At 40.7% G+C, this 10700-nt stretch carries 12 protein-coding genes; 1 reads left to right on the top strand and 11 read right to left on the bottom strand.

Annotation, left to right across the window (positions count from 1 at the left end; all coding sequences use genetic code 11):
• Positions 1-101: 101 nt before the first annotated feature.
• From Q0791_RS23065 to Q0791_RS23085, 5 genes are all read right to left on the bottom strand, one after another.
• Positions 102-488 carry a ribonuclease E inhibitor RraB gene (locus Q0791_RS23065; protein ID WP_299011560.1) on the bottom strand — a complete coding sequence of 129 codons (387 nt, stop codon included), beginning with the start codon at positions 486-488 and terminating at the stop codon, positions 102-104.
• A 117-nt stretch (positions 489-605) separates the two neighbouring features.
• Positions 606-839 (bottom strand): RNA-binding S4 domain-containing protein, encoded by a 234-nt coding sequence (locus tag Q0791_RS23070; RefSeq protein ID WP_299011561.1) that lies wholly within the window; start codon positions 837-839, stop codon positions 606-608.
• Between the two features lie 144 nt (positions 840-983).
• Positions 984-1859, bottom strand: coding sequence for a hypothetical protein (locus Q0791_RS23075; RefSeq protein ID WP_299011562.1), 876 nt, complete (start codon positions 1857-1859; stop codon positions 984-986).
• Positions 1860-2029: 170 nt separating this feature from the next.
• Entirely contained in the window at positions 2030-2308 is a 279-nt protein-coding gene (locus tag Q0791_RS23080; protein ID WP_299011563.1) for a peptidylprolyl isomerase, read from the bottom strand.
• A gap of 131 nt (positions 2309-2439) precedes the next feature.
• On the bottom strand, positions 2440-4275 hold the full coding sequence (locus tag Q0791_RS23085; protein WP_299011565.1) for a DUF885 family protein: 1836 nt from the start codon (positions 4273-4275) through the stop codon (positions 2440-2442).
• Positions 4276-4350: 75 nt separating this feature from the next.
• On the opposite strand from Q0791_RS23085, the gene Q0791_RS23090 reads away from it, so the two are divergent.
• A complete protein-coding gene (locus tag Q0791_RS23090; protein WP_299011567.1) occupies positions 4351-4854 on the top strand; it encodes a diguanylate cyclase in 504 nt (167 codons plus the stop codon).
• 57 nt (positions 4855-4911) lie between these two features.
• On the opposite strand, the gene Q0791_RS23095 is transcribed toward Q0791_RS23090, so the two are convergent.
• From Q0791_RS23095 to Q0791_RS23120, 6 genes are read right to left on the bottom strand one after another with little or no spacing between them, the layout of a single operon-like run.
• Positions 4912-6159: a hypothetical protein gene (locus tag Q0791_RS23095; RefSeq protein ID WP_299011572.1), complete on the bottom strand. Its 1248-nt coding sequence runs from the start codon at positions 6157-6159 to the stop codon at positions 4912-4914.
• A 5-nt stretch (positions 6160-6164) separates the two neighbouring features.
• The gene (locus tag Q0791_RS23100) at positions 6165-6782 is read right to left on the bottom strand and encodes an energy transducer TonB (RefSeq protein WP_299011569.1); all 618 of its coding nucleotides are present in this window, start codon (positions 6780-6782) and stop codon (positions 6165-6167) included.
• 1 nt (position 6783) lies between these two features.
• Positions 6784-7188 carry a biopolymer transporter ExbD gene (locus Q0791_RS23105; RefSeq protein WP_298772216.1) on the bottom strand — a complete coding sequence of 135 codons (405 nt, stop codon included), beginning with the start codon at positions 7186-7188 and terminating at the stop codon, positions 6784-6786.
• 13 nt (positions 7189-7201) lie between these two features.
• On the bottom strand, positions 7202-7729 hold the full coding sequence (locus Q0791_RS23110; RefSeq protein WP_298772217.1) for a MotA/TolQ/ExbB proton channel family protein: 528 nt from the start codon (positions 7727-7729) through the stop codon (positions 7202-7204).
• Positions 7729-9084 carry a MotA/TolQ/ExbB proton channel family protein gene (locus tag Q0791_RS23115; protein WP_299011570.1) on the bottom strand — a complete coding sequence of 452 codons (1356 nt, stop codon included), beginning with the start codon at positions 9082-9084 and terminating at the stop codon, positions 7729-7731. Before Q0791_RS23115 ends, Q0791_RS23110 begins: the two co-directional genes overlap by 1 nt.
• A complete protein-coding gene (locus Q0791_RS23120) occupies positions 9084-9866 on the bottom strand; it encodes a DUF3450 domain-containing protein (protein ID WP_299011571.1) in 783 nt (260 codons plus the stop codon). The genes Q0791_RS23115 and Q0791_RS23120 overlap by 1 nt, the downstream gene beginning before the upstream one ends.
• Positions 9867-10700 lie beyond the last annotated feature (834 nt).

Genomic DNA, 10700 nt, shown 5'->3' on the forward strand with positions numbered 1-10700 from the left:
AGTTCCCAAATAAAATCAACTTCCTGGGAATCACCTGTGAGTAAAAAAACTGGGGATTCATCAGTCACGGGTATAAACCCCACTAATGTGTCAATCACACATTAGTGATTACAATCTGGGCCATGCTCATGGTCGTCATCCATAAACTCATCATCACCTTCTTGATGCTGCATCACGCCCCAGCCATCACTCATACCGCCAAACTCACCCGCAAAGTCATTGAGGCTAGATTCTTGCGACACCAGCGCATCATATTCAGGCACCATGTTTAAGCAGACAATGAGTTCCCATTTACCCGACTCATCGTTTAACAAGAGCTCAGCTTCACCTTCTAAATCTTTCGTTTGAATATCTTCAAGTGCTGACTCTGCATCTCTTTGATCATCAAAAACTAAAAAGAAATCGATATCAAGCGCTTTCGATAAATCGATACCCGCATCCGCCATAGCCGCTAACATTTTACCATTGTCATCATCTGGGTACTGCATATTTCACTCCACTTACATCTTCATCGACATTATTATGTCAGAGTATGTCTATGTCCTATGTCAGAGTATGTCAAAACTCTTTCAAAACTCTTTCAAGAATAGGATACTCAATCCTTGTTATTGAGCGGCAACAACAGTGACCGACTCACCATTAAACGTCACTGTCTCGCCCGCAATCACTTTTTTACGTTTGCGGGTATCCACCTCACCATTGACCATGACTAGGCCTTCGGCAATGACGTGTTTTGCCTCACCACCTGCACTGATCCAACCTTGCACTTTTAACACTTTATATAACTCTATGTACTCTTCACCCGCTAACAAGGTTAGCTCTGCTACTTCATTACTCACGTCAATTCACCTTTATTTAAATATATCGCGGCGCATTATAACACTCATTTAAACAAACCCTATGCCCGCCTTAACGCTTTTTTCCAGTAACCCAGAGGTCATTTTCACTGCATGTCTTAAGCCTCTCAGTGGTCAAAAGCAGGACTAACGTGAAATGATCAAACTATCTTGTAACTGAATGAGGGGTTTTTGTTGAGACCATAAATGATCGAAAACATATTCCGTAATGTCTTTTCGCTCTTCAAGGGAATATTGATGTACATGAGGATAAAGTAAAATCATCCAAACAACGGCCATATATTCAGCAAAGTCATGGGTATAAAACTTCACTTCTCTTGTATCTAAATGCAGATCCATTTCTGAAAATTGCTCATTTTTTTGCAACTCATGGTAAAGCGTCCTTACATTCTGAGGACAATACTCACCGTAAAATTGTCTCATAAAATGCCGATATAGTGCCTCGGTTGTATCCTCTCTTTCATCATTAACAGCCATCAATAAAATATGAATTTTACCATGGTTGGCCAAGAGTTCATTGAGTAAATGCCCCAGCAGGATAGACCAAGTCGCTTCATTACAATAATATAAACAATGGTGTAATGTGATTAAGTCGAACTTTACATGGCCCAATTGAGATTGAAGACACTGCTGCGTACTCTGAGCACTACTGAATACATTGACAAAATCACCTTGTACGGTTTGAACATTTTTAATGAACTGCCGCGTAATTTTGTTATTAACAGTATCAAGCGCTTTATTATCGATATCGAATAAATAAAGCCCCCCTCTAAATGCTGCCTCTAATAATCTAAATTGCGGCTCATCTGCAGAGCCGATAGCTAAAGCTCTCATGGCCTTTTCTGAGCCGATTTTTTGTGCCAGCTGACAAATCATACCGATAAGAATATGTGCAACATCCGCTTTCTCATCACTATATTTAGCCCAAATTTTACTGCTTTGAAAAATGGCAGAATCGGCAGCATCTAATCCTAATTGAATATTTTTAGCTCGACTATTCATATCATCTCTCAATCAATCAATAAATGATGATATAACTATAGCGCCAATGGTTGATATTATTTTTTATAAGAATAAGACTGAGAGTAGTCAAAAAAAATGAGTAACAGCATAACGCTATTACTCATTTCTACTTATTTTAACACCAAGTTTAGGGTATTAAAAAATGGAGATTAACCGCGACTCGTCACTTCAAGTAAGTGATAACCAAACTGTGTCTTAACCGGACCTTGAACTTCATTCAATGGCGCACTGAATACAACCTCATCAAACTCTTTAACCATCATGCCAGGGCCAAAGGATCCTAAATCACCACCTTGAGATGATGATGGGCATGAAGAGTTTGCCTTAGCAACGTCACCGAAATCAGCACCATTTAAGATTTCTTGCTTTAACTCTGCACATTTTTCTTCCGTGCTCACTAAAAGGTGTCTTGCTGTGGCTTGTACCATAATGTTACTCCAAAAATAAAAGTAAGCCGATGATGATAACAATACATCGGCATTAATTAACGCTGTCAGTATAAAACAAAAAACGATTTTAAAAAGCCCTATCGCTAATTTGTTTTAAAATACTCACTCAATTAGTGGCTGGCTTGATGCTGCTTGAGCTGATCCTTCGTCCAATTGTGAATTTTTAATGTCAGTACTTCCATGGGTAAGGCACCAGATGTGATGACTTGATCATGAAATGCCCGTAAATCAAAATGCTCCCCTAATTGAGCTTCGGCCTCTTCTCTTAATGCCAATATTTTCAACTGGCCCACTTTGTAAGAGAGTGCCTGACCAGGGATCGCCATATAACGCTCCACTTCAGCAATAATATCCGACTCCGCCATAGGAGAGTTATCTTTCATGTATTGGATCGCTTGCTCTCGACTCCAACCTTTTGCATGCAACCCAGTATCCACCACTAAGCGCATGGCTCTGAGCATTTCATCAGACAATTTACCAAAATACTGATAAGGATCGTTAAACAGTCCCATTTCTATGCCCAAATACTCAGCATATAAGGCCCAACCTTCTTCAAAGGCATTATAACCACCAAAGCGCTGAAATTCTGGCACGCCAGTGAGCTCTTGTTTAATGGCAATTTGAAAATGGTGCCCCGGCGCCGCTTCATGTAATGATAACGTCGTCGTGCCCCATTTAGGCTGCGCCTTAAGATTATAGGTATTGATGTAAAATACGCCTGGACGAGAACCATCAACCGCAGGGGCTTCATAAGAGGCACCCGCGGCGGATTGCTCTCTGAAACTTTCAACAGGCTTGACCACATAATCGGCTTTAGGCATTACATTAAAATAGCTTGGCAACTTAGCATTAATTTTATCTTTCAATTGCATATAAGCCTCAATAAGGGCGGCTTTGTCTTCAAAGAAGTATTCTGGTTCGGATGAAAGTGAGGTAAAAAATGCGGCAAGATCCCCCTTAAAGCCCACTTGTTCACGAACATTGTCCATTTCAGCACGAATGCGTGCCACTTCCTTCAGCCCCATATCATGGATCTTATCAACAGGAATGGTCGTGGTGGTATGCTCATTGGCTAATTGTTGATACCAAAGCTTACCATTAGGCAAGCCCCACCAACCATCGCTGCCCCTTGCAGCCGGCAAGTAACGAGTTTCTAAGTAGGTCTTAAAATCTGACAGCGCAGGAACCAGTTGTTCAAGAATAAGCGCCCGGTATTGTGTGGTTAACTGCTGTTTTTCATCCTGTGTAAAATCAGTGGGAAAATGCGTAATGGGCTGATAAAAAACACTTTTGGTTACATCTTCCACTAATTGGGCTTGTAATTGTGGGATCATGCGCTCAACTAATACACGGGGCAATACCACTTGGCTTTCAATCCCTTCATTCATGCGAGTTTTCGCATCATCAAGCCACAAAATAAAATCTTTAATTCGAGCCTGCCAATTCTCATAATCTTGCACTGTATTAAAAGGCTGAGCGCTATCGCCACTGCCTAATTGCACCATAGTGATAATATCACTGGAGAATTGATCAACTGGCATAAAATAGTGAGGAAAGGCTTCTTCAGCGAGCGCCATGTTTCTGTCATACATAAATACATCATAACTGAGCTGCAATTGCGCTGGCAGCGCTTGGCGATCGATTTTTTTGAGTTTAGCTAAATACTGAGTATTGAGTTCGTGACGTTGCTTTAAATAATCTTCCGTCAGTTCATTGGTAAATTTATCATCATAATCATGGATCCCAACAAACGTCGCCTCCAATGGATTGAGCTTTAAATAATCCTTAAAATAGTCATCCACTAACTGCAAATATACTTGCTCTTGGCTTTCAATGAGAGCCGCTTTTGTATCGGCTTTAACGGCCGTTTCTTGCTGAACGCTTGGTGAGCAAGCACTCACTCCTAATGTTAATCCAATGCAAATGGCTAAAACTGCTTTTTTCATTTTTATTTTTACCTTTTCAATAGACAGTCATTTTTTTCCTATACTAAATAAAAGACCGTCAAATGGAGCTTGAGCATGATGTATGCTGTTAATCAATCCGATATACGCGATCCTGACACTGGAATATACAACTACACTTACTTTCTAGAGTCCTTTCAGCATGAATGGAAACGTCATATTAGAACCAATGAGAGCTTGATGTTATTGTATCTATGTCCAAACATTCATGAAACAGTAACACAACCTTATTTATTAAAGTCATTAATTTCTCATGTTCAATCCAACCTCAGAAGCAGTGATTTATTTGGCAGGCTCGATCCCCAACACTTCGCCATTGGCATTTTCTCTATCACCCCTGCGGTCAGCCAAGTGATCATTAACCGAATCGAGAAAACCATCTTGGATTTTAATCATCAATACAGCCAACAACATGCGACCCAAGTGGATTTCACCTTAGCCGCCTGTACTTGTAAACCAAACAATACCTTACATGTAGAATTGTTGTTTGAGAAATTAGAGCAAGTGAGTAACGAAATAAATTGCTCACCGAACAAAGTCACAGTGATCACTCATCTATAGTCATACCCGCAATAAAAAAAGCCCCTATTTGGGGCTTTTAAAAACATAATACAAGCATTACAAACTTACATTATGGATGCGTGCTTTTTCTTCAATATACGCCAAATAACTGGTTGCACTGCGTTTGGTCTTTTTATCTTTAACTGCGAGTTTCGCGCGTTGATAAGCTTGCTTGTACTCTTTTAAGCTTAAATAAGCCAAAGCGAGCTCAAACTGTGCTTCACCAGGATGCTTAATGCCAGCAGATAATGACTTTTTCAAAGCACTGACAGCCGACTTATAGTTCCCTTCAAGGGCCAAAATGCGACCTTGCTTTAAATAAAGCTCGCCATTATTGTCAATAGCCGCAGCTTTGCCATAATAACTGGCCGCCTCTTTTAGCTCTTTCGCGTTATGATAAAAACCGGCCAATATACCCAAGTTTTTCTCATTCGTCTCAATCAAACCTGACTTAACGGCTTTTTCATACACTTTTGCTGCGCGATAAGGTGAGCCTTTTTGTGCAAGCAATTGCGATAATCGAGTCACATTGGCGCCAGTTTCTAAAAAGCCATTTTTATAGGCTAGATCATAAGTGGCTAGCGACTTAGTGTAATCTTCAGTCATCAAGTAAAACTGGGCTAATTGCACCCAAAGTCGCTTATCGTCTTGAAATAAAGGCACCATGACTTCAAGCACTTTAACGGCATTTTTATACTGCTTCTTGTTAAAGTAGGCTGTCAGTTTCATCTGATATAAACCTTTGTCCGGTTTATCACTGATGGCAATACCTTTGTCGACCACTTCCAGTACTTTATCCCAGTTTTTCTCTTCAGAATAAGCAATACCAATACGACGATAGACTTGTGCTTCTTCCTTACAAGTAAAACTCATCCAATCATAATAATAAGGGATGGCTTGTTTAAACTGTTTCTCTTGCAGTAACAAGTCTGCATATAAACGCAGCGTCCCCGCATGATCAGCGCCCCCTAATACATTGGCATCAACAGCTTCTTTCAAATACTTAAGGGCTTTCTTCATTTGCCCTTTTTCGGCATAGAAGTTACCTAGCATTCTAGCCACATAGGCTTTGTCAAAGGTTTTCTTAGGATTCGCTTCAAGCAGAATGCTCAATGCTTCATCTAAGTTCCCTTCTGAATAAGCTGCAAAAGACTTTTGCACTTTTTTAGCCACACTTTGACCAACAGCTTTAGACTGGCGCTTTTCAATAGGACACTTTTCGGCGGCATACGCGCTTTCAACAAACGCAGTACCACTGGCTAAAGAAAGAAGAAGTGCGGCAGCGATTGAATTCATCTTAACCATCACTATTACCTCCCTTTATCCAATTTAAAGTCAAGCTGTACTGTTAGGCCCGGTTGTTTTATGGCTTTACCATCAACAATTTTAGGCTTGTACTTCCACTTACGTAAGGCTTTACGTGCTTCTTTATCAAACACACGTTTAGGCTCAGCTTTGATCACTTTAACGTCTTCAACACCACCGATTTCATTAATAGTGAAGCTCAGCTGTACCCAACCTTCTTTGCCATCACGTGCTGCGGCAATGGGGTATTGAGGCTCAATACGAACAATCGGTGTTGCATCACCATCACGGGTCATCATGCTGCCCATTTTAAAGCCCGTATCCGCCGTTCCAGCATTCACTCCGCCCATGGTAAATGACATATTGGTATCTATGTCAGATGAGCTATCAGGTGGCGTGATATCCGGTTTTGGTGGCTGCTCTGGTGGCGTTGGTGGCTTAGGTTTTACCCTTGGCTTTTTCGTCGCTGTGGCATCTTGTTTGCTCATGGTAATTTCGATCACTGGCGAGTCTGTTGAAGTAGCGTGGCGGGTTGGGCCGCCACCTACTAAAAAGGCCATAAAAACGAATAGAGCAAAAGTCACAGCACCACCAACTAGCAATGATACTATTACTCTTAGCATATTAGTCTTTCCCCGCTGAAACCGAAATTTTATCGATACCGGCTTTCTTCACATTATCCAACACTTTAATAACTAAGCCATGTTGTGCTTCTTTGTCAGCTTGAATAAGGACAGCCGCTTCTGGTGCTTCAGCAAGCATTCTTTCTACGTTTGCTGTGACACGCTCAATATCAACTTGACGGTTTTCCATCATAATCACGCCTGTTTTACTGACGCCAATGAAAATGTTAGCCGACGGTTTTTTAGTCGCTTGAGACGCTTCAGGCTTGTTATAATCTAGGCCTGATGGTTTGACAAACGATGTTGTTACAATAAAGAAGATCAACATGATAAACACGATGTCTAACATCGGTGTCATATCAATTTGCGCTTCCTCTTCCACGCTGGAGTGCTTTCTACGTGCCATGTTCAATCTCTCTCTAGTGGTGCGGCATGCTGTCTTTTAGCTTTTCAATACTGATTTTCATTTGTGCATCAAGACGAGTACTGAAAAATACTCCTGATAACGCTGCAACCATTCCTGCCATTGTTGGCATGGTTGCCATTGAAATACCAGCTGCCATCATACGCGCATTACTCGTGCCATGAACTGCCATAATTTCAAAGACTGAAATCATACCGGTTACAGTTCCCAGTAAACCTACCATAGGACAAATAGCCACTAAGGTTTTAATGATCAGCATACGAGCCGTTAAATCTTGCTTTGCTTGGGATATCCAAGCTTCACGGATCCGGTGTGCATACCAAGAGGTGGAATCCTCTCTTTCATCCCATGTGTGAATAATCGCTTGATGTTGTTTTGGCGATACCCATTTTAAATACCAGTACCGCTCAAGCATTAATACCCACATGACAAATAGCACTGCCGCTACAATCCAGAGGACGTCGCCTCCGGAGGCCATGAAGCCCCTGACGGAATCCCATAAGTCCATCAGGTATAGCATCATTAGTCGTTCCTCTTCTCAGCGTGCGCAGCAATAATACCGGCACTTTGCTCTTCAAGTACTTGAACAATTGTCTTGCTACGGGCAACAACAATCGCATGAAGCAGCATTAAGGGTAGTGCAGCAACCAGACCTTGTACTGTGGTCATCAATGCCATAGAAATACCACCTGCCATCAGTTTTGGATCACCCGTACCGAATAATTGAATGCTTTGGAAAGTGGCAATCATACCCGTTACTGTTCCTAACAGACCCATCATAGGGGCAATGGCCGCCAACACTTTAATGATTGAGATACGAGACTCAAGTGCAGGGGTTTCTTTTAAAATCGCCTCATCAAGCTTAAGTTCTAAGGTTTCAACATCAACATCTTTGTTGTTATCATAGACTTTAAGGACGCGGCCTAAGGCGTTGTTACCTGGATTATCTAGGTTCTTACGCTGTGCTTTTACTTTCGCGCCAACAAGACTTAGCGTCACTAAACGCTCAAGGGCAATTAAAGCACCTAGAATAAGCAAAGCAATAATGATATAACCAATAGTACCACCGGCTTCGATACGCTCTTCAAGGGTTGCCTTTTGCGTGAAGATATTCAGCAGAACACCACGAACAGGGTCAATATAGAGTTTTGCGTAACCTGTTTTAGTCTCTTCAAACTTCTTAATAGGTGAAACTTGATAACCATCAGGTTGTTGAGACAACTCTTGGATAAGATTTAGCTCAGGGTTATAAACCACATACTCATTATTGGCTAATAAGTTGAAGGTACCCACACGCGTAATTTTTGTGTTTTCAACACTGCCGTTAATGTCGGTCACTGTGCCATCAAAAGTCACAACTTTACCCGACTCAACCATTTCAAATAACTGTGCTTCCCAGAACTTATGTAACTCTTCAATTTTAGGTAGCTGCTTACGTGCGGCTAACTCTTCAATGAAAGTGTTACGACCTGGATACTGTGCACTAATATTTGACGCAGCGAGTTTACCTGCAAAATCACCGGCATCCCCTTTGACCACACCAAACATTTCACCCAAGTCACCTTGAGCCGCTTTTAGATCTTCTTCTAACTGAGCAATTTTACGCTCATTATCTAAAAACGCTTGGTTGAGATCTTTACCCCGTTGCTTTTCTGCGGCTAACGCACGTTTTTCACGCTTTAGTAACGCCGCTTTATCACCACGCTCATTTCTAAATTCTTGCTCGCGTTTTTTATTTTCTTTCGCTTCTATCGCGCGATCAGATTGTACTTGCTTTAATAATTGGTCAATGTTCTTAGGTGCATCCGCGGCACTGACCATGCCTGATACTAGCGACAGAGTAGAAGCAAGGATTGCTGTTTTTATTAACTTCTTCATTATTGTGCAGCCTCCGCAGCTGGAATGGGTAACGCAAAGAGATCAGGGGCACCTTGTTTACGTGCAATACGAATACCTTTTGTGATATCACGTAAGTAGCTATCGTCTAGCTTTTCCCAGCCCTTGGTTTCTGCGTTATACATCCATGCTGATTTTTGATCTAAGCTTTGTGCGTATAATGCAACACGGCCTAAACGGAAAAAATCAACCAGAATTTCTTTGCCATCTAGGTTTAATTTACCGGTATCCACCGCCACAAAGTTACCGTAATCACGCTCAATACTGTAAGCATCAAGAATAAGACGGTATTTCTCTGCTAATGTCACTTCGGCGCTATTTAATAAACTTTTTAAATTATCCACACGTGCTTTGCGTGTTTCAGTATTAAACGGCAAATCTAATTGAACAAACTGATCAAGTGCATCCACCATTTTAAACATCAAAGGCACAACACCTTGACGCAATGTATCGATACCATTGATATCATCTTGAATCGATTTCATTGTCGCTTCTTGATCAGCGACTAACCCTGCTAAGTAATCGTTATATGCTTTAGTAGACTCGCGCTCATCGGCAACTGAACCGTATTCAAAAACCATATCTTGAGCTTGATCAAAATATTTGTCGACTTTCTTTTGAGACGCCGCTGACTCTTGATGAATTTTGCTATCAGCATTTTGGACATTTGAAAGAGGGTCGGCCATCACGAGTGGGCTACCGGCTAAGGCTAATGCGCCTATAAGCGCCTTAGCGATTGTTGTTTTATTGCTTACCTTGGACATAGTTCCCAACCAATTTAAAGTGATGAAAAAAATCTTTAACTTAACGATAACAGGCATTCTTATTGTATTTGACTCCTGTATCTAAGCCTGTATTTCTATTGTGATTGTTAATTATTATCTTCTTAATTCCTATGGATGATAGGATGCAGACTGTCACGCATCATTCCACAAACTGTTAACCTGTGTCAACATTTGAGGCAGGAGAAAACTAGTAAAAAGCCAAGTTAGAGCATAGAAATCGTGCACAAGGGGTTAATTTGAACAAATATGAAATAAAATGACATTTATTTAGCCATTCACGCTTTGATACAAGGCATTTCTGTTAACATAAAAAACACATTGATCGACGACTGACCACACAAGAATATAGGCACTCAATCATTCATTTAAAACTAAGCACATTGAAGAATTGAAAAGAAATATCATTAAAAAATAGCGAGAGTTCATAGACTAATATTGAAAGAGTCGGTTTGTTAACAGTAAAAACGTTAATAATTTGAGATTAAAAAGTAACATTCAATCAAGATGAAAAAGCTAAGACCAAATATGCACTCAAGATGCTAAAACGCCCCCTTTAACTGCGTAATTAATCACCTAAGAATAAAGGTGAAGCAAAGGGGTAAAACGATAAAGTTAGGTCAAAATCACTGTTTTTTCTGTTTTCAACAACACTTTGTTTATGACAAAATGATATATAGAAGTTGAATAAAAAATGAATAAACCTCCATACAGCTGCATTAATCATCGCCATCTCACCTACTAATACCAATTCCATTATATAGATGATCAATTCAGAGCTTCTCAGGCTTTTCAATTCAAGGCGCATTTATGCTG

The sequence above is a fragment of the uncultured Shewanella sp. genome (assembly GCF_947495455.1).
GTDB lineage: Bacteria > Pseudomonadota > Gammaproteobacteria > Enterobacterales > Shewanellaceae > Shewanella.